This window comes from Pseudarthrobacter oxydans, assembly GCF_013314975.1.
Classification (GTDB): Bacteria; Actinomycetota; Actinomycetes; order Actinomycetales; family Micrococcaceae; genus Arthrobacter; species Arthrobacter oxydans.
Map to the genome: position 1 here is coordinate 1 of NZ_JABTYH010000014.1, position 26,435 is coordinate 26,435.

22 protein-coding genes and 1 pseudogene are annotated in these 26,435 nt (G+C 68.5%); 17 read left to right on the forward strand and 6 right to left on the reverse strand.

The genetic code is table 11. The features are described 5' to 3' along the window. From HTS88_RS22175 to panC, 6 genes and pseudogenes are all read left to right on the forward strand, one after another. Window positions 1–135, forward strand: a pseudogene (locus HTS88_RS22175) (2-amino-4-hydroxy-6-hydroxymethyldihydropteridine diphosphokinase); the annotation flags it as partial. Then, on the forward strand, window positions 132–704 hold the full coding sequence (locus HTS88_RS10950; RefSeq protein WP_174178251.1) for a DUF3180 domain-containing protein: 573 nt from the start codon (window positions 132–134) through the stop codon (window positions 702–704). The pseudogene HTS88_RS22175 and the gene HTS88_RS10950, both read left to right, overlap by 4 nt. Continuing rightward, entirely contained in the window at window positions 685–1,197 is a 513-nt protein-coding gene (locus HTS88_RS10955; RefSeq protein WP_174178253.1) for a PH domain-containing protein, read from the forward strand. Before HTS88_RS10950 ends, HTS88_RS10955 begins: the two co-directional genes overlap by 20 nt. Further along, complete coding sequence (locus tag HTS88_RS10960) at window positions 1,194–2,855, forward strand: PH domain-containing protein (RefSeq protein ID WP_174178255.1); 1,662 nt, start codon at window positions 1,194–1,196, stop codon at window positions 2,853–2,855. The genes HTS88_RS10955 and HTS88_RS10960 overlap by 4 nt, the downstream gene beginning before the upstream one ends. After that, window positions 2,848–3,741: a Rossmann-like and DUF2520 domain-containing protein gene (locus tag HTS88_RS10965; protein WP_174178257.1), complete on the forward strand. Its 894-nt coding sequence runs from the start codon at window positions 2,848–2,850 to the stop codon at window positions 3,739–3,741. The genes HTS88_RS10960 and HTS88_RS10965 overlap by 8 nt, the downstream gene beginning before the upstream one ends. Before the next feature lie 2 nt (window positions 3,742–3,743). Further along, the gene (panC, locus tag HTS88_RS10970; protein WP_174178259.1) at window positions 3,744–4,661 is read left to right on the forward strand and encodes a pantoate--beta-alanine ligase; all 918 of its coding nucleotides are present in this window, start codon (window positions 3,744–3,746) and stop codon (window positions 4,659–4,661) included. A gap of 11 nt (window positions 4,662–4,672) precedes the next feature. Here panC and HTS88_RS10975 read toward each other — a convergent pair whose 3' ends face one another. Further along, window positions 4,673–4,939, reverse strand: a complete 267-nt coding sequence (locus HTS88_RS10975; protein WP_174178261.1) for a hypothetical protein — start codon at window positions 4,937–4,939, stop codon at window positions 4,673–4,675. A gap of 128 nt (window positions 4,940–5,067) precedes the next feature. Here HTS88_RS10975 and HTS88_RS10980 point away from each other — a divergent pair, with 128 nt between their 5' ends. Next, the gene (locus tag HTS88_RS10980) at window positions 5,068–5,685 is read left to right on the forward strand and encodes a TetR/AcrR family transcriptional regulator (protein WP_174178263.1); all 618 of its coding nucleotides are present in this window, start codon (window positions 5,068–5,070) and stop codon (window positions 5,683–5,685) included. Between the two features lie 45 nt (window positions 5,686–5,730). Here the strand turns inward: HTS88_RS10980 and HTS88_RS10985 are convergent, their stop codons facing one another. Further along, entirely contained in the window at window positions 5,731–6,765 is a 1,035-nt protein-coding gene (locus HTS88_RS10985; protein WP_174178265.1) for a substrate-binding domain-containing protein, read from the reverse strand. Beyond that, the gene (locus HTS88_RS10990) at window positions 6,744–8,504 is read right to left on the reverse strand and encodes a glycoside hydrolase family 13 protein (RefSeq protein WP_174178267.1); all 1,761 of its coding nucleotides are present in this window, start codon (window positions 8,502–8,504) and stop codon (window positions 6,744–6,746) included. The genes HTS88_RS10985 and HTS88_RS10990 overlap by 22 nt, the downstream gene beginning before the upstream one ends. 218 nt (window positions 8,505–8,722) lie before the next feature. Here HTS88_RS10990 and HTS88_RS10995 point away from each other — a divergent pair, with 218 nt between their 5' ends. The 5 genes from HTS88_RS10995 to HTS88_RS11015 all read left to right on the forward strand — a co-directional run bounded on the left by HTS88_RS10995 (window position 8,723) and on the right by HTS88_RS11015 (window position 14,954). Then, on the forward strand, window positions 8,723–10,063 hold the full coding sequence (locus tag HTS88_RS10995) for a sugar ABC transporter substrate-binding protein (protein ID WP_174178269.1): 1,341 nt from the start codon (window positions 8,723–8,725) through the stop codon (window positions 10,061–10,063). Between the two features lie 7 nt (window positions 10,064–10,070). Beyond that, window positions 10,071–11,675 (forward strand): ABC transporter permease subunit, encoded by a 1,605-nt coding sequence (locus tag HTS88_RS11000; RefSeq protein ID WP_174178271.1) that lies wholly within the window; start codon window positions 10,071–10,073, stop codon window positions 11,673–11,675. Then, window positions 11,672–12,613 (forward strand): sugar ABC transporter permease, encoded by a 942-nt coding sequence (locus HTS88_RS11005; protein ID WP_229675269.1) that lies wholly within the window; start codon window positions 11,672–11,674, stop codon window positions 12,611–12,613. The genes HTS88_RS11000 and HTS88_RS11005 overlap by 4 nt, the downstream gene beginning before the upstream one ends. 136 nt (window positions 12,614–12,749) lie before the next feature. Continuing rightward, a complete protein-coding gene (locus tag HTS88_RS11010) occupies window positions 12,750–13,316 on the forward strand; it encodes a type 1 glutamine amidotransferase domain-containing protein (RefSeq protein WP_174178273.1) in 567 nt (188 codons plus the stop codon). Between the two features lie 162 nt (window positions 13,317–13,478). Further along, window positions 13,479–14,954 carry a DHA2 family efflux MFS transporter permease subunit gene (locus tag HTS88_RS11015; RefSeq protein ID WP_174178276.1) on the forward strand — a complete coding sequence of 492 codons (1,476 nt, stop codon included), beginning with the start codon at window positions 13,479–13,481 and terminating at the stop codon, window positions 14,952–14,954. Between the two features lie 67 nt (window positions 14,955–15,021). On the opposite strand, the gene HTS88_RS11020 is transcribed toward HTS88_RS11015, so the two are convergent. After that, on the reverse strand, window positions 15,022–15,858 hold the full coding sequence (locus HTS88_RS11020; protein ID WP_104185690.1) for an alpha/beta fold hydrolase: 837 nt from the start codon (window positions 15,856–15,858) through the stop codon (window positions 15,022–15,024). Between the two features lie 85 nt (window positions 15,859–15,943). Next, window positions 15,944–16,615, reverse strand: a complete 672-nt coding sequence (locus tag HTS88_RS11025; protein ID WP_174178278.1) for a TetR family transcriptional regulator — start codon at window positions 16,613–16,615, stop codon at window positions 15,944–15,946. Between the two features lie 234 nt (window positions 16,616–16,849). Between HTS88_RS11025 and HTS88_RS11030 the strand changes: the two genes are divergently transcribed. The 5 genes from HTS88_RS11030 (at window position 16,850) to atzF (ending at window position 25,580) form a co-directional block, all read left to right on the forward strand. Beyond that, window positions 16,850–18,352 carry an amino acid permease gene (locus HTS88_RS11030; protein WP_174178280.1) on the forward strand — a complete coding sequence of 501 codons (1,503 nt, stop codon included), beginning with the start codon at window positions 16,850–16,852 and terminating at the stop codon, window positions 18,350–18,352. A 76-nt stretch (window positions 18,353–18,428) separates the two neighbouring features. Continuing rightward, window positions 18,429–19,310, forward strand: a complete 882-nt coding sequence (locus tag HTS88_RS11035; protein ID WP_174178281.1) for an urea amidolyase associated protein UAAP1 — start codon at window positions 18,429–18,431, stop codon at window positions 19,308–19,310. Beyond that, window positions 19,307–19,975: an urea amidolyase associated protein UAAP2 gene (locus tag HTS88_RS11040; RefSeq protein WP_174178283.1), complete on the forward strand. Its 669-nt coding sequence runs from the start codon at window positions 19,307–19,309 to the stop codon at window positions 19,973–19,975. Before HTS88_RS11035 ends, HTS88_RS11040 begins: the two co-directional genes overlap by 4 nt. A gap of 8 nt (window positions 19,976–19,983) precedes the next feature. Then, the gene (gene uca / locus HTS88_RS11045) at window positions 19,984–23,736 is read left to right on the forward strand and encodes an urea carboxylase (protein ID WP_174178285.1); all 3,753 of its coding nucleotides are present in this window, start codon (window positions 19,984–19,986) and stop codon (window positions 23,734–23,736) included. Then, entirely contained in the window at window positions 23,733–25,580 is a 1,848-nt protein-coding gene (atzF, locus tag HTS88_RS11050; RefSeq protein ID WP_174178287.1) for an allophanate hydrolase, read from the forward strand. The genes uca and atzF overlap by 4 nt, the downstream gene beginning before the upstream one ends. On the opposite strand, the gene HTS88_RS11055 is transcribed toward atzF, so the two are convergent. Beyond that, window positions 25,577–26,431 carry an alpha/beta fold hydrolase gene (locus HTS88_RS11055; protein WP_174178289.1) on the reverse strand — a complete coding sequence of 285 codons (855 nt, stop codon included), beginning with the start codon at window positions 26,429–26,431 and terminating at the stop codon, window positions 25,577–25,579. The genes atzF and HTS88_RS11055 overlap by 4 nt on opposite strands. Window positions 26,432–26,435 lie beyond the last annotated feature (4 nt).

The following is a 26,435-nucleotide window of genomic DNA, read 5'->3' on the forward strand; positions in this document are numbered from 1 at the left end:
CCGGCTGCCACCCTCGACGGGGAGCGGATCAGCGCCCTGGCCGCCCGGGCTGACGATTTTGGCGACCTCGCACCCTTTGACGGCTTCGGTGACTTCGACGGCGTACCCACGGCCGGGGCGGTGGAAGAACGATGAAACCCATCAATCCGCTGCGCCTCCTGCTGATCGGCTTCATCCTGGCCGTGGCCGGCTGGTCCGCCACGGTGGTGACCAGCCGGTTCAGCATGTCCACCCCCGTCCTCCCGGCCACTGCCCTGGCCACCATGGGCGTGATCGTGGCCATCACCCTGATCCTGGGCATCCGGGTGCTGAAGTGGCGCAACAGCCTCAACGGCACCGGTGCCGGGACGGGCACAAAAAACGGAACCAGGAAACGGCCCGTTCTTGACCCGCTCCTCGCCGCGCGGACCCTGGTCCTGGCCCAGGCGTGCGCCTACGCCGGCACCGTGCTGCTGGGCTGGCACGTGGGCATCTTCCTGGACCAGCTCCGCATCTGGAGCCTGCGCAGCAACCAGGGCATCACCTGGCTGGCACTCGCCATGGCCGGCGGGGGACTGGTGATGATCGTGGTGGGCCTGCTCGTGGAGCGGTTCTGCAAGATCCCGCCGGAGGACGGCGACACCAAGGGCATCGAAGGTAAACCCGGCCGCACCGTGCACGGTGAAGCCGCCGGGGAAGGCGAGTATGCATACCGAGGCGATTGACCCTCCCGGCATCACCTGGCAGCGCGTGTCCCCGAAGTACGTCACCGTCAGGATGGTGCAGTGGGCCTTGGCCAACCTGGCAACCGTGCTGGTGTTGTCCCTTCCGCTGGTGCTTGTCCTCGCAGGCGTGTGGGCCTGGCCGCCGCTGTGGCTGGCAGCCACAGTGCCCGCGGTGGCTTTGGTGGCAGCCCTTTGGCGGCTGGCGCTCATCCCGCGGCAGGTCCGTGCCATCGGTTATGCCGAACGCGATGACGACCTCCTGATCAGGACCGGCATCTTCTTCCAGCGCACCATGGCCGTCCCCTACGGGCGCATGCAGTATGTGGACATCGGCGTGGGCCCGGTGGAGCGCGGACTGGGCCTGTGCACGCTCAAGCTCCACACCGCCTCACCCGGCACCAACGCCCAGATCCCGGGCCTGCCCGCCGCAGAAGGTGCACGGCTGCGCGAGCAGCTGGCGGCGCGGGGCGAAGCCAGGCTGGCAGGGCTGTGACTGCGGAGGAACCGCGTCCCGGGCCCGCCGCGCCCCTCCCTGACGCAGGCGGCACCCAGGCTGCAGCGCACCCGGCCACCGCGCACCCGGCCACCGCGCACCCGGCCACAGCGCAGCCACCCGGGCCGACCGACGGCGAATGGCTGCGCGTGCACCCGGCGTCGCCCTTCATCCGCGGCTGGGTGGCCCTGGCAGCCATAGCTTTCTTCTTCGGCCGTGACGTCTTCGAACGCTCGCTGCAGGGCGGGCCGGTCTTTGAGGAAGAGCTCGCCGGCCGGGCTTCCTGGCTGCTGGCCGGCGGCGGAGCGGTGCTGCTGGTCTCGGTCCTGGGCTTCCTCCTCACCTGGTACTTCACGAAGTACCAGGTGTCCGGCGGCTACGTCAGGGTCAATACCGGGTTCCTTTTCCGGCAGCAGCGCCAGGCGAGGCTGGACCGGGTCCAGGCCATCGACATCGTGCAGCCCCTGCTGGCCCGGATCTTCGGCCTCGCCGAACTCAAGTTCGAGGTGGCCGACGCCGGAGAGTCGGCGGTGCGCCTGGCCTACCTGAAGATCGACGACGCCCGGCAGCTCCGCGCCACCATCCTGGCCCGTGCCGCCGGCGTGGCCGTTGACCCCGCCCACCCGGAGCAGCCCCTACCCGAGGCGCCCGAATACCAGGTCCTGTCCGTGCTGCCGCAGCGCCTTGTGGGTTCCCTGCTGCTCAGCGAGCAGAGCTTCTTCGTGGTGGCGGGCGGCCTAGCTTCCGTGGTGCTCGCAGCCGCTACGGACAGCCAGGCGTTCTACCTCTACCTCATCCCTGCGGGCCTTGGCCTGGCAGCCAGCTACTGGGGACTATTCAACAAGGGCTACAACTTCACCGCCGCGATCTCCCCGGACGGCATCCGGCTCCGCTACGGCCTGCTGGACACCCAGGCGCAGACCCTGCCGCCAGGGCGCATCCAGGCCCTGAAGGTCACGCAGCCGCCGCTGTGGCGTCCGCTGGGCTGGTACCGGATGCAGGTCAACGTGGCAGGCTACGGTGTGGTGGAGAACGCCGGAGAAGGGTCCGCCCGGACCACCCTCCTGCCCGTCGGCACGCTGGCGGATGTGATGGCCATGCTCGCCCTGGTGCTGCCGGACCCTGGAACGCCGCAGCCCGCCGTCGTCTTCGGCGCCGGGCTGAACGGACTGGATTCCGACGGCGGATTCGTCACCACGCCGCGGAGGGCCCGCTGGCTCGCGCCGCTGGGCTGGCGGCGGAACGGGTTCGCGGCCACGAACACCGCCCTGCTGCTGCGCTCGGGGCGCTGGTGGCGCCAGCTTGTGGTGGTTCCGCACCAGCGCACGCAGTCCATCGCCCTGCACCAGGGCCCGCTGGCACGCCGGTTCCGCGTCGCCGACCTGGTGCTCCACACCACCCCCGGACCCGTGGTGCCGCGGCTGGCCCAAGCCGCTGCGGAGGTGGCCCTGTCGTTGTTCGACGAACAGTCTGCGCGCGCCCGGCTGGCCAGGAAACGGCAAACCACCGAACAATGGCTCCGGCAGGTGGTGCCCGATGCCCCGGCGGCCGGCACCGGACCAGTGGCCGGGCCCCTGGAAAGCCCAACCCCCCTGGAAAACTTGTCCACCCTGGAAACCCCAGCTCCACAGCAACAGGAAGGCGGTCAGCATGGCTAAGCCGGGACGCCTCGGCGTCGGAATCATCGGCGCGGGCAAAGTGGGGGCGGTCCTTGGCGCCGCCCTGCGCGCCGCGGAACATGCCGTCGTCGGCGTTTCGGCGGTGTCCGAGGCGAGCCGTGAGCGCGCAGAAACGCTGCTCCCCGGCGTGCCCGTCCTGGAAGTGCAGGAGATCGTTGAGCGGGCGGAACTGGTCCTGCTGGCCGTCCCCGACGACGCCCTCCCGGGCCTGGTGGACGGGCTCGCGAAGCTGGGCGCATGGCAGCCGGGCCAGCTGGTTGCGCATACCTCCGGCCGGTTTGGCGTGGGCGTCCTGCACCCGGTCCGGGCAGCCGGAGCCGTCCCGCTGGCGCTGCACCCCGCCATGACGTTCACGGGGATGAGCCTGGACCTCACCCGGCTGCTGGACTGCACCTTCGGCGTCACGGCCGACGCCGCCATGCTTCCCATCGCCCAGGCGCTGGTGGTGGAAATGGGCGCCGAGCCGGTGGCCATTGCCGAGGCGGACCGCACGCTCTACCACGCAGCCCTGGCGCACGGCTCCAACCACCTGGTCACCCTCGTTGCGCAGTCCTCAGAGCTGCTGCGCTCGGTGGGAGTGGAGCTGCCGGAACGCATGCTGGGCCCGCTCCTGCGGGCCACGCTGGAGAATGCCCTGGCGTCAGGGGAGTCCGCCCTGACCGGTCCGGTGGCGCGCGGCGACGTTGGCACCGTCGCGGCGCACGCGGAGGCGCTGCGGGAGTTCGACGGCGGCGGGCATGGCGATGTGCTGGCCGCCTACCTTGCCATGGCACGCGCCACCGCCCTGCGGGCAGAGGGGCGCGGGCTGCTGAAGCCGGACCAGCTGGAGGGGCTGCGCCAGGCCCTCGATCCTGAGGAGGACTGACAATGCCCATCAAACTTGCCACCACGGTGGCCGGCCTTAGAACCGAAGGTGCCCGGCTGCTGGGCTCCGGGCAGGGCAGATCCCAGGGGCTCGTGCCCACCATGGGTGCGCTCCACGAGGGCCATGCCGCCCTGGCGCTCGCCGCCGTCGAACAGAACGACGTTGTGGTGGCCACCATCTTCGTCAACCCGCTGCAGTTCGGCGACGCCGTGGACCTGGACCGCTACCCGCGCACGCTGGACGCCGACCTTGCACTGCTGGAGGAGCAGGGCGTGAACCTGGTTTTCGCGCCGTCGGTTGAGGAGGTCTACCCCGGCGGGGAACCGCTGGTGCGCATCACCTCGGGCCGGTTGGGCGAAAAATGGGAGGGCGCCTCCCGGCCGGGCCACTTTGACGGTGCCCTGACGGTGGTGGCCAAGCTCCTCCACTACGGCCTGCCCGCCGCGGGGCTGCCTGCCGGCGCTGCCGCACCGGGAAGCCTGCCTGCCTACCGGGCCTACTTCGGCCAGAAGGACGCGCAGCAACTGGCCCTGGTCCGGCGCATGGTGGCCGACCTCAATTTCCCGGTGGAGATCGTGGGGGTACCCACGGTGCGCGCGGTCGACGGGCTGGCGCTGTCCAGCCGCAACCGCTTCCTTTCGGAGGAAGAGCGGGAGGCCGCCCTGGTGCTGTCGCGGGCACTCCGGCTGCTGGAGGAACGGGCAGTCGCCCGCGAACCGCTGGACCTTGACTCAGCCCGGGCCCTGGTGGAGTCCCAGCCGCTGGTGGCGCTGGACTACTTCGACGTGGTGGACCCGGAGACCCTGGAGCCGCTCGCGGAGAACTGCCGGGAGACGCCGTTCAGCGGTGACGCGCTTGCGCTCATCGCCGCCAGGGTTGGGCCGGTGCGGCTGATCGACAACGCACCGCTGAGTTCCTGACGCCGGGGCTGCTACATGCACGGATCTTCGCGGTTGGTCATCAGCTGTTCGAGCAATGCGCGTTCCGGCCTGCCGGGGTGCCTGGCGACGCAGCGGCGCAGCCGGGCCCTGGCCAGCTCCTCGCCGGGTTCGCGGCTGCAGAGAACCTCATCAATAATTTCCTGGGCCTGCCATCGGAGGGACTCAATGGCGAACTGCCGGATCTCGGACGGGGTGTCATCGGCCATCCAGGGATCAGGGTCCGAGGGAACGCTCTGGAACATCCGCTCTGCTGACATCGGGGCCTCCTTGCACCTGTCCGGGGCGGCCTGCGTGGGGGCCTCCGCGGCGTCGAAGCACTGCGCTATGGGAAACATTACAGGTGGGAAGACCGGTCTGTCTTCCCCCGGAGTAGACTGACTTTGCGATGAATCCAGAGGCTAAAGTCCCGGCGTTTCCCGAAGCTGCCGCGGTGGCGGAATCCGGTCCTGCCCATTCGGTGGACAGGATCATGGCCGTTGCCTACGAGCTGTTCTCCACCCGCGGCGTGCGGGACGTGGGCGTCAACGAGCTCATTGAGCGGTCCGGGGTTGCCAAAGCCACTTTCTACCGGCATTTTCCGTCCAAGGATTCCCTGGTGTTCGCCTTCCTGGAGCAGCGGGACAAACAGTGGACCATGAACGGAATTCTTTCCGAGGCCCGCCGCCGGGGCAGCACTCCCCAGGAGCAGCTGCTGGCCATCTTCGACGTGTTCGGGGAGTGGTTCCTGCGCGAGGATTTCGAGGCCTGTTCGTTTGTGAGGGTCATGCTGGAGATGGGGCCGGCCCATCCGCTGGGGCAGGCCAGCATCGATTACCTGGCAAAGATCCGCGGCCATGTCCAGGCCGTGGCGGAAGAGGCAGGGCTGGTGCGCCCCGAAGAGTTTGCCCGCTCGCTGCTGATCCTGATGAAGGGTTCCGTCATCCAGGCCGTGGAGGGTGACATGCTGGCCGCCGAACGTGCCCGGCAGATGGCGGTCTGGCTGATCGGGCACCACAGCGGCTGACTGCACGCTGCTGTCACCCAACCGTTGTTCGAAGGCCAACCGCTCTTAGGAGCCGGGCTGCCCGGCGGGGATGCGGGGTGCGGAGGTGCTGGACCGGACCACCAGGCGGGTCTCCATCAGCTCATCCGCTGGTTCCACTGCGTCGCCGTCCCCTTGCACCAGCGTCAGCAGGCGCTCCACAGCCCGCGTGCCCTGGTTCCGCGGAAACTGGTCGATGGTGGTCAGTCCCAGGATTTCGCCCATTTCGTGGCCGTCCACCCCGATGACGGACAGCTCCTCGGGGATCCGCAGCCCAAGGTCGCGGGCCGCCAGCATTGCGCCGATGGCCATTTCGTCGGAGGCGCAGAAGATGGCAGTAGGCCGCTCGGCAGCGTCCGCGAGCAGGTGCTTTGTCTCCCTGTACGCCTCGTTCGCCGAGTAGCCGGAAATAAGGGACCAGGCGGCGCGCAGGGGCAGGCCCGCCTCCGCCATTGCGTCCTCGTAGCCGGCACGGCGGCCGCTGGAGATCTCGAAGTTCCTGCCGTATTCGTGCTCGCCGCCGAGGTGCGCCACCCGTGAATGCCCGAGGCTGATCAGGTGGTTGGTGGCGCGCCGGCCCACCTCCACATCGTCAATCCGGAGGGTGGGGATCCCGGGCAGCGGGCCGCCCACACCGACCACCGGAATCCCGGCCGCGAGGATCTGTTCGGTCTCGTGCGCGTTGAGCTGGAGCGAGACTGCCAGGACGCCGTCGAGCCGCTTGCGCAGGAGGAAGTCCCCCAGCACCGATTCCCGGTACCGGTCGCCCTGGAAGTCGTACAGGGTGAGGTCGTAGCCGGCATCCATCAGCGCGGAATTGGCGCCCTCGAGCAGCGTGGCGAAATACCACCTGTTGACGAAGGGAAGGACCACCCCGATGTTGTGGCTGCGCCCGCTCGCCAGGCTGGAGGCGTGGTAGGACATGACGAAGCCGAGTTCGCTGGCGGCGGCGGTCACGGCCTCCCGGGCCCGGGCGGACACACTGCCCTTGCCGCTCAGAGCCCGCGACGCCGTCGCCTGCGAAACACCCGCCAAACGGGCTACATCCCTGATTCCTGCCACTGACCCTCTGATGTTCCGCTTGGCCCCATGCGCAGCCAGATGCACTGCGCAGGACCCAGTTTACGCTGGGCGGCTGCGTCCCCGTCCGTGCTGAGCAGGATCTCCAGGCCGGGCAGGTCTACCGGCGCGTCCCCCATGTTCATCATCACCAGGACGCCGTTGTTCACGAACGTCACGCAGTCCGGGGCGGAGGACCCTTCGAGCCAGTCCAGGGAGCCGGCTCCGAGCTTCATGGCGCGGCGGAGCCCCAGCGCCCGGCGGTACAGGGACAGGACAGAGGACCCGTCCCGGTCCTGCACGTCCCGTGACAGCGCTGCCCACTCCTCCGGCTGTGGCAGCCAGGACTCCCCGGTGCTGTTGAAACCGAAAGCCGGTGCTGCCGCCTCCCAGGGCAGGGGCACCCGGCACCCGTCGCGGCCGATGCGTTCTCCCGCGGTGCGCTTGAATGACGGGTCCTGGCGGAACGTGTGGTCCATCGTGGTGTGATCGGGCAGTCCCAGTTCTTCGCCCTGGTACAGGTACACGCCGCCCGGCAGCGCGAGCATCAGCATCGAGGCCGCGGCGGCCCGTTGCAGGCCAAGCTCCGCGTCGGGCTGGACATCCTCGGCACCCAGGCCGTCGCCGGGGCGGGCCGCGGGCTCCACGATGCCGAAGCGCGTTGCGTGCCGGACGACGTCGTGGTTTGAAAGAACCCAGGTGGTGGGTGCCCCGACCGAATCAAACATCCGCAGCGAGCTTTCGATCACCGCACGCAGCCGGGCAGCGTCCCACGGGGTGCCCAGGTACGCGAAGTTGAACGCCTGGTGCATCTGGTCCGGCAGGACCCAGTTGGTCAGCCGGGACAGTGGATCGATGCTGGCCTCGGCACAAAGGATGCGGTCGCCGTCGAACTCGGCCAGGACCTCGCGCCACCTGCGGTAGATGTCATGGATTTCGGGCTGCCCGAACATTGGCGCCAGGTTGCCTGGGAAGTCGTCGGTGCTGATGCCGTCGGGCCGGCCATGCCAGTCCGGCAGGCCTGCGGCCTTGACCAGGGCGTGGGCCACGTCCACGCGGAAGCCTGCAACGCCACGCTGGAGCCAGAAGCGCAGGACGCGTTCGAACTCGGCGTGCACGGCCGGGTTGTCCCAGTTGAAGTCGGGCTGGGAGGAATCGAAAAGGTGCACGTACCACTGGCCGGGCTCGCCGGAGGGCTCGGTGATGCGGGTCCAGGCAGGGCCGCCGAAGTGCGACTGCCAGTTGTTGGGCGGCAGTTCCCCGGATTCCCCGCGGCCGTCCCGGAAGATGAACATGTCCCGTTCGGGGCTTCCGGGCCCTGCCTGGAGTGCAGCCTGGAACAGGGCGTGGTCCGAGGAGCAGTGGTTCGGTACGAGGTCGATGATCACCCGGATGCCCAGTGAGTCTGCCCGGGCCACCAGCGCGTCGAAGTCGGCCAGGGTGCCGAACACGGGATCGACGTCGCAGTAATCGGCGACGTCGTACCCGCCGTCCCGCTGCGGCGAAACGTAGAAGGGTGAGAGCCAGACAGCGTCGACGTCCAGCGCCGCCAGCTGGTGCAGCTCGGCCGTGATGCCGGGCAGGTCGCCCTGGCCGTCACCGTTGAGGTCCCGGAACGAGCGGGGATAGATCTGGTAAATCACCGAGGACCGCCACCATTCCGTGCCGTGGTCGGCGGGGTGGACCGGCACCAGCCGGAGAGCGGATACGTCGGACTCATCGAGGGTGAGTGTGTTGGTCATCCGGTTATGCTAGCGGCATTTGCCCAGAAAATGGAACGGCTTCCATCCAGTATTTACACGGGAATCGTTAATTCTCTGATCGTGTGGACGTTCGCAATGGAATCGCTTACAGTTGTGACTTGTCTCACCGCCGGGGTTGGCACCTGACAGCCGATATCTCCCAAGGCGGGCATTTCTTACACCGGGCAGTTGCCCAATTTCATGAAGGAGGCGCATCGGTGCGCACAGCTCTTACCAAGCCCTTGGCCCGCAAGGCCAGGCTTTCACTCACGACGGCGGCCGCCGTCTCCCTGATGCTTCTCGCCTCAGGCTGCTCCGGCGGACAGGCCCCGGCAGGCGGCGCATCAGGCGCTGCCTCCGAAAGTGCGGCAGCTGCCCCCCAAACCGGAGAAGCAGCCTCCGGCGAGGCACCCGCACGCGGGGACGCCGACCTCGTCATCTGGGCCAACGGCCCCGTGGTCCAGGCACTGCAGCCCATCGCCGACAAGTTCGGCGAAGAGAACGGCATCACGGTGGAAGTCCAGACCGTTGCCACCGAACTGCAGACCAACTTCGTCACGGCCAACGCCTCAGGCAACGGCCCGGACATTGTCATGGGTGCCCACGACTGGATCGGGAACCTGGTCCAGAACGGCGCCATCGATCCCGTCCAGATCACCGCCGAGCAGAAGGCCGACCTCCTGCCCGTGGCCACGGACGCCGTGACCTACAACGGCCAGACCTACGGCATGCCCGCTTCCGTTGAATCCCTGGTCCTCATCCGCAACAAGGCCCTTGCCCCCGAGGCGCCCGCTTCCTTTGAAGACCTGCTGGCGGCCGGCAACGCGGCAGTGGCCGCCGGGACCGCCGAGCGGGCGCTGAACCTGCAGGTGGGCCCCAAGGGAGACGCCTACTTCATGCAGCCCCTCTACTCGTCCGCAGGAGGCTACCTCTTCGGCAAGAAGGCCGACGGCAGCTTCGACACCGCAGACCTCGGTGTTGGCAAGGAAGGCTCCATCGCGGCTGCCGGGAAGATCGCCGAGCTCGGCGAGAAGGGCTCCAAGGTCCTCAGCACGTCCGTCAGTGCCGACAACTCCATCGCCTTGTTCAACCAGGGCAAGACCGCCTTCATGGTGAACGGCCCATGGGCGCTCGGCGACGTGAAGAAAGCCGGGATTGACTACGGCCTGAGCGCCGTTCCGGGCTTCGCGGGCATGGAGCCCGCACAGCCCTTCACCGGCGTGCAGTCGTTCTACGTCGCGTCCAAGGGCAAGAACAAGTCCTTCGCCGAAACCTTCGTCCAGACCGCCGCATCGCAGAAGGAAACCCAGCGCGCGCTGTACGAGGCAGTCCGCATCCCGCCGGCGATCGCATCCCTGGTGGAAGAGGTGGCACAGACCGATCCTGACACCAAGATCGCCGCCGATGCCGCTGCTGCAGGCATCCCCATGCCTTCGCTGCCCCAGATGGCTGCCGTGTGGGCCCCGCTGGGCCAGGCGGAGGCGGCCATCGCCGGCGGCGCGGACCCCGCGGCCACCATGGAGCAGGCCGGCCAGACAATCGCCGGTGCACTGAAGTAACAAGCCGATGACCACCCGAACCAAGAACTCCTCGGGGAAGGCGGTGGGGCCCGGACTTTCGCTGGGCTCCACCGCGTCGGTCCCCGCCCTGCTGGCCAAGATCCTTGGGCTGGGGGCCGTGCTCGGCGCCGCCGTATCCCTGACGCCGCTGCTGCTTGCCGGCGGCGAATGGGCCCTGCTCATCGGACTGTGGGCCGGCGCGGCCGGGCTCCTGGCCGTCTATTCCACCAAGCGCCTGGTGCCGCTGAAGTACCTGCTGCCGGGCACCCTGCTCCTCACCGTCTTTGTCCTCCTGCCGATTCTTTCCACCGTGCAGCTGTCCTTCACCAACTCAGGCGACGGAACCCGCGGATCCAAGGAGGACGCGGTTTCCACCATTGTCCGGAACTCCGTGACCCAGCTTCCGGAGTCCAGGACCTTCAACCTGACAGTAGGTACCACGGGGTCCGTTGCGGACGGGCCCTTCACGTTCTTCCTGGTGGAGGCGCCGGCCAACGGCATCTTCGCCGGCGACGAGCAGGGCCTGCGCCCGCTGGCCGGGGAGGACGTGACGGTCGACGGCGGCTACGTCCGCGGTGCCGGCGGCTACCAGATCCTCACGGGCAAGGAAGTCAACGCCGCAGGGCCGAAGATCAGCGGACTGACGGTCCCCACGGACAAGGGCGCGATCCGCGCCCAGGGCATCAACCGCGCCTTCGAAGGCGTCCAGACACTGACCTACGACGCCGGGACGGACAGCATCACCGATTCTGTGTCCGGGAAGGTCTTCACGGTCCAGCAGTTCGGCGACCGGGAGTACTTCGCGGACGCGAACGGCAGCAAGGGGTTCGACCAGAGCTGGGAACGGAATGTCGGCTTCGCCAACTACGTCCGGCTCTTCACCGACCCCCAGGTCCGTGAGGCCCTGCTCGGCTCCTTCGTGTGGACGCTCGTCTTCGCCGTTGGCTCGGTGGCCACCACCTTCGTCGTCGGGCTCCTGCTCGCCACCGCCCTTAACGACCCCCGCATCCGCGGACTCAAGTTTTACCGGGCCGTCATCATCGTTCCCTACGCCATCCCGGTGTTCATCTCCTTCATTGTCTGGCAAAGCTTCTACAACAAGGACTTCGGGCTCATCAACTCAATGCTCGGCGGAGCCAAGATCGACTGGCTGGGCGACCCGTTCCTTGCCAAGGTCGCCGTGCTGCTGACCAACCTCTGGGTGGGCTTCCCCTACATGTTCCTGATTGCCACCGGCGCGCTGCAGGCGCTGCCGCAGGACATCGCGGAGGCCGCCAAAATCGACGGCGCCAGCTCCTGGACCACCTTCACCAAGGTCCAGTTCCCGCTGCTGCTGGTGGCCGTGGCACCGCTTCTGGTGTCCTCGTTCGCGTTCAACTTCAACAACTTCAACGTCATCCAGCTGGTCACCGGCGGCGGTCCCTTCCCGGCCAGCGGCGGGCAGATCGGCGCCACGGACATCCTGATCAGCGGCGCCTACCGCATCGCGTTCGGCGGGGCAGGCGCCGAGTTCGGATTCGCGTCGGCAATTTCCGTAGTCCTGTTCATTGTCACGGCAGTGCTTGCAGGCATCCAGTTCCGCTACACCAAAGCCTTGGAGGATGTGCGATGACCAACCTGCTGACGGAAGCTCCGGCAGAAGAAGGCGCACCGGCGCGGCGGACGAACATGCTGGTCCGCAAGGACGGGCTCGAGCTGCCCCGCGGCAAGCGGTGGTGGCGGGAAGTGGGCTGGCGGCACATGGTGGGCCTGGCCGGCGTCGCTTTCGCAGGTTTCCCTGTCCTTTACATCATTTCCGCGGCGTTCAATCCGCTCGGAAGCGTGGCCACAACGGAACTGATTCCCACCACCTTCAGCCTGGTCAACTTCGAGACCCTGCTGGGCGGTTCCAAGGGCCCGTTTGGAACCTGGTACCTGAACACCCTGGTCCTGTGCACTGCGGTTTCCGTGGCCCAGGTCCTGCTGAGCACGCTTGCGGCCTACGCCTTCTCCCGCTTCCGCTTCTACGGGCGGCGCGGCGGGCTGCTGGCGCTGCTCCTGGTCCAGATGTTCCCGCAGTTCCTGGCCGTCGTGGCACTCTTCCTGATGATCGCGAAATTCGGCGAGCTGGTTCCGGCCATCGGACTGAACACCCTGGCAGGCTATGCGCTGGTCCTGATGGGCGGGGCGCTGGGCCAGGTCTGGCTGATCAAGGGGTTCTTCGATTCCATTCCGCACGAGCTGGACGAGGCCGCCCGGATTGACGGGGCGGGACATTTCCGGACGTTCACCAGCGTGATCCTCCCGCTGATCAGGCCGGTGCTGGCCGTGACCGGGCTCCTGGCATTCGTGGCCGTCATCGGCGAGTACATCCTGGCGAGCATCTTCCTGACGGACAACGGCGTCAAGACGCTGGCGGTGGGCATGTTCGGCATCATCGCCGGGGACCGCAGCAACAACCTTGGCGTCTTCGCTGCCGGCTCGGTGATGATCGCGCTTCCCGTGCTCATCCTGTTCCTCTACCTGCAGAAGTTCATTGTGGGCGGGCTGACGGCCGGCTCCGTCAAGTAGGGGAGGGCACCCGGAATAGTCAGCTTGCTTATGACTTTTCTTCTTCCTAGGCTGGAAGCTGTCCGGCAAGCAAACTTTCGAGCGGGAGCCGGCGCCTTTGACCAGGTGCCGGCCCCCGCTTAGCCAGGAGGAAAAAATGTCAGAACACAGCATCGCAGGCAAGAAGGTCGCATTCCTGCTGACGGACGGCGTGGAGCAGGTTGAGCTCACCAGTCCCTGGCAGGCAGTGAAGGACGCCGGCGGCCAGCCCACCCTGGTGGCACCCAAGAGCGGCAAGCTGCAGGGTTATAACGGGACGGAAAAAGGCGACACCTTCGACGTCGACCTCACCGTCGCAGAGGCGGACGCCTCGGACTACGACGCCCTGGTCCTTCCCGGCGGCGTGGTCAATGCGGACCACCTTCGCGTGGACAAGGACGCCCAAGGCTTCACCCGGAGCTTCTTCGAGCAGCACAAGCCCGTGGCCTCCATCTGCCACGGACCATGGCTCCTCATCGAAGCCGGTGTGCTGGCAGGAAGGAACGTCACCTCCTACCACACCCTGCAGACCGACCTGAAGAATGCGGGCGCCAACTGGACTGACGAAGAAGTGGTGGTGGACCAGGGACTGGTGACCAGCCGCACCCCGGACGACCTCCCTGCCTTCAACAGGAAGCTGGTGGAGGAAATCTCGGAAGGCCGGCACGCAGGCCAGACGGCGTAGCGGACGCGCCGGGCAGGCTGTCCGGCAGCACCGCCCCCAGGTGTTCCCCCAGGGTTTGGGAAAAGTTCCGGTGCCGGGGAATTAGTCCAACCGGTAGAGTGTTGGCATCTGCAGCGGCCACGTTCCGCGCAACCACTCATCGCACTCCCTGAGGGAACACCCATGTCTACCGAAGTCTCTCCGAACGCCAGCGGCCAGTCCGTCCACACCGAAGGAACCACACCCGCCGCGCCGGAGAAGATGTCCCGCGAGTCGGTGACGATCATCAGCACGCTGCTGGTGGCGACCTTCGTGGTGATCCTCAACGAGACCATCATGAACGTCGCCCTGCAGCGGCTCATGGTGGACCTGCAGGTGGACGCGCCCACGGTCCAGTGGCTGTCCACCGGCTTCATGCTCACCATGGCCGTGGTCATCCCCACCACCGGATTCATCCTGCAGAGCCTGTCCACCCGGGCCGTCTTTATGCTCGCCATGGGCCTTTTCGCCGGTGGAACGGCCCTTGCCGCCGTGGCGCCCGGGTTTGAGCTGCTCCTGCTGGCCCGCATCATCCAGGCGGGCGGCACCGCGATCATGCTGCCGCTCCTGATGACCACCATCCTCACCCTGGTCCCGCTGGCCAGGCGCGGCGCCGTGATGGGCAACGTCAGCATCGCCATCTCCGTCGCACCCGCCATGGGACCCACCGTCTCCGGGCTGATCCTCGAGCACTTCACCTGGCGCTTCATGTTCGTGTTCGTCCTCCCGGTCGCCCTCGCGGCACTGGCAATCGGCGCCAAGTACCTGACCAATATCGGCCAGGCTGAGAAGACCAGGCTCGACTTCCTTTCGGTCATCCTCACCGTCCCGGCCTTCGGCGGACTGGTCTATGGCCTCAGCCAGATCGGCGGCGGACACGGCGGCCAGGCCGGCCCCGGAACCACGGCCATCGCGGCCCTGGTGGTCGGCGTGGCAAGCCTCGCGGTCTTCGTCCTCCGGCAGGTGGGGCTGCAGAAGGCCGAAGCTCCGCTGCTGGACCTGCGCGCCTTCAACTTCAGGATGTTCACGGTCTCCGTGCTGCTGATGGTGGTGGCCATGATGGCGCTGTTCGGCGGTGTCATCCTGCTCCCGCTCTACCTGCAGGAGGTCCGCGGCCTGGGCTCCCTCGAAACCGGCCTCGCGCTGCTCCCGGGCGGCCTGGCCATGGGCCTGCTGGGTCCGGTCATCGGCCGGCTGTTCGACAAGGTGGGGCCGCTGCCGCTCACCGTCTCCGGGTCCGTCCTGATGGTCCTGTCCCTCTGGCAGTTTTCAATGCTCGACGCCGGCACGGCCGTGGCGTGGATCGTCACCCTGCACGTGGGGCTGAGTTTCGGCCTGGCGCTGCTGTTCACCCCGGCGTTCACCACCGGCCTGAACCCGCTTCCGCCGCACCTGTACTCCCACGGCTCGGCCATCATGAGCACCACCCAGCAGGTGGCCGGCGCCGCCGGCACCGCGCTGCTGGTGTCCATCTTTGCCGTGGTGTCCGCGGCGTCGGGACTCGTCGCGGGGATGAGCGCCGCCTTCCTGACGGCAACCGTGATCTCCCTTGCCGCCGTCGTCCTCTCCGCGATGATGCGCAAGACCCCAGGCGCCGGCCCGGCCCACGCCGCCCACTAGCCCAACTGGGTAGCAGCAGATGTCGGAATGAGCCGTCAAAACGACATCTGCTGCTACCCAGTTGGGGTCAGCCGGCGTAGAAGTCAGCGAGCTCCTTGATCAGCTTGTCCGGGGCCTTGATCACGCCGTCGTGGCCGTAGCCGGGGAGGATGGTGTAGCTGGAGCCCGAGAGGACATCGTGGATCTGGCCGCAGGCAATCCCGAAGTACGCCGGGCTCTTCTCGCCCACCACAATCAGGGTCTCCAGCGGCAGCGCCAGGAACGGTTCGGCCGGCATGTCCGCGGCGATGATTGCCTTGATCTCGCGGACCCCGGTGCGCATCATTTCCCGCTGCTGCTTGCCTTCTGAGGTGCCGGCGGTCAGCTTGTTGGCGAGGGTCAGCATGGAGAGTGGCATCCGGGACGAAAATGCGCCGCCGGCTTCAAGCCCGCGCTGCAGCACGGCCAGGGCGCGGTCATCGTCGCCGGCAGCGGCGGCGCGCTCGTATTCGGCCGTCCAGTCCGCCTTCACGCTGTGGTTTACGGAGACGGCGGGATCGTACACGGCCAGCCGCTCAACGGGCAGCGTCCGGGCCGCGTGCAGCGCAACGGCGCCGCCGAAGCTGTGGCCGAACACGTCCGTGCTGGACGTGTGTTTCATGACGGTATGCAGGTCGCGGATGTCCACGTCCAGCGTGTAATCCTCGGGCTGGGGCGACGACGAGCCGCGGCCCCGCCTGTTGAACGTGTGCACCGGACGGCCCAGGGCCGCGCTGAGCTTTTGCGCGAACTTGGTGTAATCCGCAGCGGTCACCATGGAGGGCGGCACAATAACAACGCCCGAACCGGCGGAAGCGAGTTCGGCACCCGTGGAGAAGAGCTCGAGCGTGCCGCCGTCGGGGGTCCTGATGTTCTCACGCGTCATGTTCCGAGCCTAGCTGAGCAACCTGATTGCAGGCACCATGGACGCTGCGCTCCAGGAAAACAGTGGCTGCGGCCCGCGGCGGCGGTCAGCCGAGGCGTTCGATGAGCGCCGCGCCCTGCTCCCGGATGGCAGGCAGTTCAGCGGCCAGGCCGCACAGGATGAGTCCTGCGTCCGCCGCCTGGAGCGGCGACTCGGGGTTTGCCATGCCGTCCGCGCGCAGGTTGATCAGCGATTCCACCAGGCGGAACGCCAAATCTCCCGGGCTGGACTGCCACGTGGCGGCCGTGCCGGCAGGAGGCAGGTCCGCGCCCAGCTCCCGGTACAGATTGCGCAGTTCCTGCCGGTCTGCCAGGAACCTGGCAAAGCGGCCGCTGCGTGCCTCGGGCAGGTGGTAGAGGATTCCGAGGTTCCAGCGGGCGCTGCACAGTTGCGTTCCGTCGTAAAGCGCGACGGCGTGAAGCCGGCCGGCTGCCTCCCCCTCCGCCGGCGGCAGGGCAGCCACCGCACGCGCAAACTCCAGCCCTGCCAGGACGGTGCCCTCCAGCAGGTGCTCGAGGATGTCGTCCTTGGTCTTGAAGTGGTGGTAGAGGGATGACTGCCTGATCCCTACCGCCTCCGCAATGGACCGCGTGGACGTGGTGGCGAACCCCTGCGTGGTGAACAGCTCGGCGGCTGCATCGAGGATTTCGTCCCGTGCCGTGGCCCCTGGCCTGGAGGGTTGTTGGCTGCGAGGTCGTCCCGGTCCGGCTGAAGTCACCCATCATTCTTGCATTGCCCCACCGCCGATGCGGAGCGGCCTACCGCGCCCGCATCAGCGGTGAGGGAACGGAAATACTGCCGAAACAAGATGTCTATCCGCCTTTTACAGGGGGGAAACTCCCCGGGGACATCCCGCTGGAAAACTATCAAGTGACCGGTATTCCGCAGCTTTCGGCCGAGTGCTGCAGCACCGGCGGCCCCCGCCACGCATCCCAGCCCCCCGGAGAATCTGATGACCTCAACCGTTCTTCCCACCGTCCATGAGGACGATGCGGACCTGACGTCCCTGGGCTACCAGCCCACCCTCCACCGCAAACTCGGCCGCTACGCCTCCTTCGCGGCCGGCTTTTCCTTCGTGTCCATCCTGACCACCATCTTCCAGCTGTTCGCGTTTGGTTACTCCTTTGCCGGTCCTGCCTTCTTCTGGACGTGGCCGGTGGTCCTGGTGGGCCAGCTGCTCGTGGCCCTGAACTTCGCGGAGCTCGCCGCCCGCTACCCGCTGTCAGGAGCGGTGTACCAGTGGGCGCGCCGGGTCGGCGGGGAAGGCGTGGGCTGGTTCGCAGGCTGGTTCATGGCCATCGCCCAGGTTGTCACCGCCGCAGCCGCAGCCATCGCCCTCCAGGTGGTGCTGCCCCAGCTGTGGGACGGCTTCCAGGTGGTGGGCGGCGATCCTGCCTTGAATACCGTCTCGGGAGCCGCCAACGCAGTGATCCTCGGAGCCGTCCTCCTGGTGGCCACCACCATCATCAACTCGCTCGGCGTCAGGCTCATGGCCCACGTGAACTCGGTCGGCGTGACCTGCGAGATCGTGGGCGTCGTGGCCGTGATCCTTGCCCTCATCAGCGCAGCCCAGCGCGGACCGGACGTGGTGGCGGACACCACCGTGCTCCAGACATCCGACCTCGGCGCGGTGGGAGCCTTCCTGGTCTCGGGCCTGATGGCCGCCTACGTGATGGTGGGCTTCAACTCCGCCGGGGAGCTCTCGGAAGAAACCAAGGACCCCCGCCGCACCGCCCCGCGCACCATCCTTTCCGCCCTGCTCATCTCGGGCATCGGCGGGGCGCTCATGATCATCACGGCCCTGATGGCAGCGCCGAGCCTCGACGACGGCCGGCTCGCCACCGAGGGCCTGCCCTACGTCCTCACCGCAGTCCTGGGCACCTTCTGGGGCAAGGTCCTGCTGGTGGATGTCGCCATCGCCATCTTCGTGTGCACCCTCGCCATCCAGACCGCCGGCTCGCGCCTGGTGTTCTCCATGGCTCGGGACGGCAAGCTCCCCGCGTCCGCCCTGCTGTCCACGGTCCACCCCACCCGGGGCACCCCCATGTGGCCGTCGATCATCATCGGCGCCCTGGCCGTGGGCGTCTTGGCCATCAACGTGGGCAACGCGGCACTGTTCACCACCCTCTGCAGCGTCTGCATCGTGATGGTCTACCTGGCCTACCTCCTGGTCACCGTGCCGCAGCTCATCAACCGCCTTCGCGGCGACTGGAACCGGGTGGGGCAGACCCTGCCCGCCGGCCTCTTCTCCCTGGGCCGCTGGGGACTCCCCGTCAACATCCTCGCCGTCCTCTACGGGGCCGTGATGGTGGTCAACCTCGCCTGGCCGCGGCCCGAGGTCTACGACCCCTCCGGTGAAAACGGGCTCCTCCTCTACTCGGCACCGCTGATGGTCACGGTGGTCCTGCTCCTGGGCATCTGGGTGCGGCGCCGGAACCTCGCGGCCAGCGCCTGAGCCCTTCCAGGACCAGCACATTTCAGAACCAGCACACTTCAGAATCAGCACGCTTCAGAACCAGCACAGGACCGACATGACACAAGTTACCGAAAGCCCGGCAACGGGGACCGCCACCACCGCAGGCGCCCGCGCCCACGCCAGGGAGCAGCACGGCAGGACCGCCGAAACCATGCGCTTCGTGCCCGCCTCCACAGCCCCGGCACGCCTGACGGAAGGACTGCCGGAAGGCGCAGCGGCGAAGCTCTCCTGGGCGGAATCCCTGGCCTTTGGCCGCTACACCACGCTGAACCTGGCCCGCGGAACAAGGATCCGGCTCACCGATACCTCCGGTGACGCCTGCGTCCACACCCTCCTCTACCGCGCGGGAGCCCTTCACGAGCGCCTCAACGTGGCTGACACCGTCAAGGTCCCCTGGCAGGCGTACCCCGGCACGGGCCACCCGCTGCTCTCCGACGCCGGGCGCCTCATGGCCACCATCGTGGCTGATACCTCCTCCCGGCACGACGCCCTGACCGGCGCCACCACCCTGGAAGGAAACACGGCCCGGTACGGGGCCGGAACCGCCCACAGCACATCACCCGCAGCCCGCGAACTGCTCACCCTGGGCGCACTCAAGAGCGGGCTGGGGCCCGCCGACGTGGCGCCGTCGTTGTCCTTCTTCAAGGGCATCAGCGTGGACCCTGCCGGCAGCATCACCTTCACCGGAAGTGCCAGCCCGGGAGCCGCCGTCGAACTCCTGCTCCAGATGGACGCAGTCCTGGTGCTGGCCAACACCGCGCACCCGCTGGACCCCCGCCCGGACTTCACCGGCACGGCAGTGGACATCGCCGCCTGGCACGCACCGCAGGACCTCGCGGCCCTTGCGGCGGGCACCCTCACCGGCGCGCTGCCCCCTGAACACCTGCAGGCACTGCAGAACACCGAACACGACCTGACCGCGAGGAATGCCCGATGAACACCGCCACCTACGCCGCCGACGCCCGTGAAGCAGCCCTCGCCGCCGGAGCCGTTGTCCTTGACGGATACGTCGAGGCACGCGGCCCCTGGTCCGCCGTCGTGGCCGCCGGAGACGTGCTGACCATCGTTGACCTGGAAGGCAACCAGGCAGTGGACTGCCTGCTGTACGCCGCCCGGGACACCACCGTGCGCTACTCGGCAGCCGTCACCATCGCCCGGCAGCAGTCGATCGTCCTCACCACGGGGTCGGTCCTGCGGGCTGAGACCGGCGCGCCGCTCATGACCGTGGTGGCCGACGAGGTGGGTGTGCACGACACCATCGGCGGCGCCTGCTCGCAGGAGTCCAACACCCTCCGCTACGGCCAGCACACCCGGGAACAGCACGCCTGCGTGGAGAACTTCCTGATCGAGGGCTCACGCTGGGGCCTCGGGAAACGGGACCTGGTGTCCAACATCAACTGGTTCATGAACGTGCCCGTGGACCCGGACGGCGCCCTGGGCATTGTGGACGGCCTTTCCGCTCCCGGGAAGCGCGTGGCACTCCGGGCAGAGGTGGACACCCTGGTCCTGGTGTCCAACTGCCCGCAGATCAACAACCCGTGCAACGGCTTCAACCCCACCCCTGTCCGCATGATCGTCACCCGGCCGGAGGCTGCACTGTGAATACGTCCATGACCCAGAACCGTTTCGACACCCTCCTGGTGGCCAACCGCGGCGAAATCGCCTGCCGCATCATCGAATCCGCCCGGAAGCTGGGGCTGCGGACCGTCGCCGTCTTCTCCGAGGCGGACAGGGGAGCAAAGCACGTCCGGCTGGCCGACGAAGCCGTGCTCCTGGGGCCGGCCCCGGCGAAGGAGTCCTACCTTCGCGTGGACGCCCTGCTGGACGCGGCCCGGTCTACCGGGGCCGGCGCCATCCACCCCGGCTACGGCTTCCTCTCCGAGGACGCCGCGTTCGCCGAAGCCGTTGAGGCCGCCGGCCTGGTGTTTGTGGGACCCACCGCTGAACAGCTGCGCATCTTCGGCACCAAGCACACCGCGCGCGATGCCGCCAAAGCCGCGGGGGTGCCCATGATTGCCGGATCCGGCCTGCTGGCGGACGTGGACCAGGCTGTTGCCGCCGGCGCCGCCATCGGTTTCCCGCTGATGCTCAAGGCCACCGGCGGCGGCGGGGGCATCGGCATGACGGTGTGCCGCGACGAGGCCGAACTCGCGGAAAGCTTCCCGCGCGTGGCCCGCCTGGCCGGGGCGAGCTTCGGCACCGCCGGTGTGTTCGCTGAGCGGTACGTCGAAAACGCCCGGCACATCGAGGTGCAGGTCTTTGGCGACGGCGCCGGCCGGGTGGTCAGCCTGGGTGACCGGGACTGCTCACTCCAGCGCCGCCACCAGAAGGTCCTTGAGGAGGCACCCGCGCCGGACCTGCCGGACGGACTGCGTGAAGAACTGCACCGCAGCTCCCGCGCACTGTGTGCCTCCCTTAACTACCGTTCCGCCGGTACCGTCGAGTTCGTCTACGACTCCGCCCGCCGCGAGGCGTCCTTCCTTGAGGTCAACGCCCGCCTCCAGGTGGAGCACCCCGTCACCGAGGCGGTCACCGGCGTGGACCTGGTGGAATGGATGCTCCGCCTGGCCCAGGGCGGCAGTGAAGCGGAAGCGGTCCTGGCGGACCGGCCGGACAGCCTGCCCGTGTCCGGACATGCCGTTGAGGCGCGCGTTTACGCCGAGGATCCGGCCCGCGGTTTCCAGCCCAGCGCCGGCACCGTAACCAACGCCGCCTACCCCTCCGGGGATGTCCGCGTGGACGCCTGGGCCGAAACCGGCACCGAGGTTTCCACCAACTACGATCCCCTCCTGGGCAAGGTCATCACGTCCGGCCGGGACCGGACCGAGGCCTTCGACCGGCTGGCCGCCGCGCTCGCCGGCACCCGGATCGACGGGATCGAGACCAACCTCGGAATGCTCCGCGCGGCCACCGGCCTGGACGTGGTCCGCGCGGTGCAGCACTCCACCAGCACGCTGGACAACGTGGGCGACCCCGAACCCCGCATCACCGTGGGCAGGCCGGGCCTGCAGACCAGCGTCCAGGACTGGCCCGGACGCACCGGCCTGTGGCAGATCGGCGTGCCGCCGAGCGGCCCCATGGATGACCTGTCCTTCAGGCTCGGAAACACCGCGCTGGGCAACCCCGAAGGAGCGCCCGGCCTGGAATTCACCATGACCGGCCCCTCCCTGACCTTCACGCACCCCACCACGGTCTGCGTCACCGGTGCCGAGGTGACCGTCACCGTGGACGGACAAGAGGTGCCCGCGTGGACTCCAGTAACCGTCCCGGCGGGCGGAACGCTCGACGCCGGCACGGCCTCCGGCGCCGGGCTCAGGGGATACATCCTGTTCCAGGGCGGCCTGGACATCCCGCAGTACCTGGGCAGCGCCTCCACCTTCACCCTGGGCCAGTTCGGCGGGCACGCGGGGCGGGTCCTGCGCGCCGGCGACGTCCTCCGCGCAGCAGCGCCTGCCGTTGGCAGCAGCGGCAACCTTGCGGCGGCGGCAGTCCCCGTGGACAGCCGGCCCGCCCTGGCCTCAACCTGGGAGCTGGCCGTGACGGAGGGGCCGCACGGTGCCCCCGAGTTCTTCCGGCGCGAGGATATCGACGAGCTCTACGCGTCCGAGTACGAGGTCCACTTCAACTCCGCCCGCACCGGTGTGCGGCTCATCGGCCCCAAGCCGCGCTGGGCCCGCACCGACGGCGGCGAGGCTGGACTGCACCCGTCCAACATCCACGACACCGCCTATTCGGTTGGCGCGCTGGACTTCACCGGTGACACGCCCATCCTGCTCGGACCGGACGGTCCCAGCCTCGGCGGCTTCGTCTGCCCGGTCACCGTGGTGACGGCCGAGCGCTGGAAACTGGGCCAGCTGCGGCCCGGCGACAAAATCAGGTTTGTTCCCGTCAGCGTCAGCCAGGCGCCGTCGGCCAGTGACCTTGGCCCGGGCCGCCAGCTGGTCCTGCCCGGCGACGCCGGGTGGTCCGGCACTTTCCCGCCAAGCCTTCCAGCGGCTGCACCGGCTGCCGGCCGTCCAAAACGTACGGTAGGCGGTGACGGCGACGACGGCGTGCTGGGCCGGGTGCCGGAAGGCCCCGGAAGGCCTGCGGTCACCTACCGACGTTCCGGTGACGACAACCTGCTGGTGGAATACGGGGAGATGGTCCTGGACCTCGGCCTCCGTGCCAGGGTGCACGCCCTGCACCAGCACATTGAGCAGCTCCGCGTGCCCGGGATCGTGGACCTGACCCCGGGAATCCGCTCCCTTCAGATCAAGGTGGACCCGTCGGTCCTCGCCACGAAGAAACTGCTGGGACTCGTCCGGGAGATCGAGGCAGCCCTGCCGGCGAGCTCGGAGCTCGTGGTTCCGAGCCGCACCGTCCGCCTGCCGCTGTCCTGGGACGACCCCGCCACCCGGGAAGCGATTGAACGCTACATGGCCGGCGTCCGGGACGACGCCCCATGGTGCCCCTGGAACATCGAGTTCATCCGCCGGATCAACGGCCTGGATTCGGTCAACGACGTGTTCGACACCGTCTTCAACGCCGAATACCTGGTCCTCGGGCTGGGTGACGTGTACCTTGGCGCCCCCGTCGCAACCCCGCTGGATCCGCGCCACCGGCTGGTCACCACCAAGTACAACCCCGCCCGCACCTGGACACCCGAGAACGCGGTGGGCATCGGCGGCGCGTACATGTGCATTTACGGCATGGAGGGCCCGGGCGGCTACCAGTTCGTTGGCCGCACCACGCAGGTCTGGTCGCGCTACGCGGACTCCGCCCCCTTCGAGCCGGGTTCGCCGTGGCTGCTGCGCTTCTTCGACCGCATCTCCTGGTACCCGGTCAGCCCGGAGGAACTCCTGGACCTGCGGGCGGACATGGCCGCCGGGAGGGGCCGCGGCGTCGGGATCGAGGACGGCACCTTCTCGCTGGCCGAGCACGAGGTGTTCCTCGAGGAAAACCGCGAATCGATCACCGCCTTCCGGGAAAAGCAGGGTGCGGCGTTCGCGGTTGAACGGCAGGCCTGGGCAGACGCCGGCGAGTTCGACCGCGCGGAGGCTCTTGCCGCCGTCGTGTCGCCGGTTGTGGACGACGTGGCGGTCCCGGACGGCGGATCCCTGGTGGCCGCACCGTTCGCGGCGAGCGTCTGGAAGGTCGACGTGAAGGCCGGGGACCGGGTGGTGCAGGGCCAGCCGCTGGTGTCCCTCGAAGCGATGAAGATGGAAACCGTACTCGAAGCACCCTGCGACGGCGTGGTGCTCCGGGTCCTTCCGGCCGCGGGTTCGCAGGTAGTCGCGGGGGAGGCCGTGGTGGTGCTCGGCGCCTTGGACGCGGAAAAACAGGACGTGGAAGCCCCCGAACTGGAAGAGGCAGCAGTATGACCGGCACAACCTCAGGTAAGGCCGCCGCACGGGTCCGGGCCGCACTCGCCGCAGTGGATGCGGTGGACCGGCCGGAAATCTGGATCACCCTCCGCGGGGCGGATGAGCTGCTCAGCGAAGCCGCTGCCATCGACACCGCCGTTGCCGGGGGTGCGGACCTGCCCCTCGCCGGGCTCCTGCTCGCGGTCAAGAACAACGTTGACGTGGCAGGCATCCCCACCACGGCGGCGTGCCCCGGCTTTGCGTACACGCCGGAACAGGACGCCGAAGCCGTGGCCCGACTCCGTGCCGCCGGAGCCCTGGTGCTGGGCGCCACGAACCTTGACCAGTTCGCCACCGGCCTGGTGGGCACGCGGAGCCCGCACGGCGCGGTCCGCGATTCCCGCCGCCCGGACTTCATCTCCGGGGGCTCCAGCTCCGGCTCCGCGGTTGCCGTGGCACTGGGCCTGGTGGACATCGCCATCGGCACGGACACCGCCGGCTCGGGCCGCGTGCCCGCCGGGCTGCAGGGAATCGTGGGCATCAAACCCACGCTGGACGTCGTGTCCACGGCTGGCGTGGTGCCGGCCTGCCGGTCCTGGGACGCCGTCACCATCTTTGCCCGCCACCTTTCCACCGCAGAGCTTGCCATGGGCGTCATGGCCGGGGGATCGCGGGCCTGGCCGGCCGGCATCCGCTTGGCCGCACCGGAGAAGCCGCGGGTAGCGTACCCGGCAACCCTGCCGGCGCTGCCTGAATCCTGGGCTGCGGAGTTCCACCGGAACATCGGTCGCCTGCAGGAGCTGGGCGTGGAAGCGGAAGCCATCGACTTCGACGCCTTCCTCGACGCTGCCCGGCTGCTGTACGACGGCGGCCTGGTGGCCGAACGCTACGCCGCCGTCGGCGAATTCATTGAAAAGGCCGACGGCGGCGCCGGCACCCGGGCGGGCCTCGACCCCACGGTGGAGGGAATCATCCGGGCAGCGGGCAGGGTGCCTGCCCACCGGTACGTGTCTGATACGGCCAGGCTGGAGGCCCTGAAGGACACGGCGATGGCGCAGCTGGAAGGGTTTGATGCGCTGCTGATCCCCACCGCCCCGTTCCACCCCACCCTTGCCGAGGTGGCCGCGGACCCGGTGGGAGTGAACTCACTGATGGGGACCTACACCAACTTCTGCAACCTGTTCGACCTGTGCGCGGTGGCGGTGCCCGCCGGGGAAGTGGAGGGTGCCCAGTTCGGCCTGACCGTGGTGGGCCGGACCTTCGACGACGCCGTCGCCGCCGATATTGCGCGCCGGCTCGAATCTACCCCGGACGTTCCGGCGCTCTTTGCCGGCGGCGCGGCACCGGCAGCGGCGGACAAAGCCGCCCACCCGCCGTCGTCCGCTCCCTGGCCGCTGGCCGCAGGCGCTGACGCTGTGCCGCTCGTTGTGGTGGGCGCGCACCGCAAGGGGCAGCCGCTGGCGCCCCAGCTCGAGGAACTGGGCGCCGCCTGGGACGGCCTGGTGCGGACAGCGGAGCGCTACCGCATGGTGTCCCTCGACACCGTGCCGCCCAAGCCGGGGGTATACCGCTCGGACCGCGGCGGCGCGGAGCTGGTGGGTGAACGGTGGCTGGTGTCCCCGGCGGGACTCGGCGCGTTCCTGGCTTCCCTGCCCGAACCCATGCTGCTCGGATCCATCGAACTCGCGGACGGGTCATCCGCCGTCGGCTTCGCGTGCGATGCGGTGGCCGCCGCCGGCGGGGAGGACATCACATCCTGGGGTGACTGGCTGGCAGACCGCAGCGGGGAGCGCCACCCCAGGAGCGTCTGGCAGAACCTGGGGGATGCGGCCCTGGCCGGATTCAGCCGTGGCCGTGACTAGCCCTTAAAGTACTCCGAGATGTCCGCCACCAGTTCATTCACGGCTGCGGGGATGGAGCCGTGGAAACCCTTGGGGGAGAGCTCGAACGTGCTGCCGGGAACGGCGCCGTGCAGCCGCTCCGCCGTGGCCTTGTAGTAGCTGGGGCTCTTGCCGCCGGCCATGAAGTGGGTGTTGGCGGGCAGCACGCTGAAGTCCCTGGCGTGGTCCGCCTCCTTGTACGCGGCACGCAGCTCGCCGACGCCGCTGGGCATGACCTCGCGGAACATCCTGTTGACCTTGGTCCGGGACAGCAGGGCCATGAGTCCGGCAAGGACCGGCTCAGGGATCCGCGCCATCGGCGAACCCGGGCTCGTGGCACGCTTCATGTGGGCCAGGGCGTGCCCCACCCGGCCGTTGTTGACGGCGTCCTCGAATCCGGACAGCCAGGAGGTGTCGATGCTGCCGTCAATGTTCACGGCGGCGTCGTATACCGCGAGCTTGTCCGGCACGTAGGCGGTCCCGGTGAACTCCTGGACGGCGTTCAGGGCCACGGACCCGCCCAGGCTGTGGCCCAGGATGTTCCGTGCACCTGTGGCGTCCAGGACGGTGCGCACGTCTGCGATCTCGGTTGCCATGGAGTAGTCGGCCGGCTGCCCGGACGAGCTGCCGCGGCCCCGGCGGTCGTAGACGTCCACGGCCCAGCCTTCGCCCAGGCCCTTTGCCAGCGCCACGGAAAACGGCCGGTAGATCAGGGCAGTCAGGAAGGCCCCGCCGATCAGCAGCACACGGCGTTCTCCCGGCGCATCCTCGGTGCCGTAGCTGTACAAAGCCAGCCGGCCGCCGTCGTGCGTTGGAAGTACCTGTTCTTTCACCACC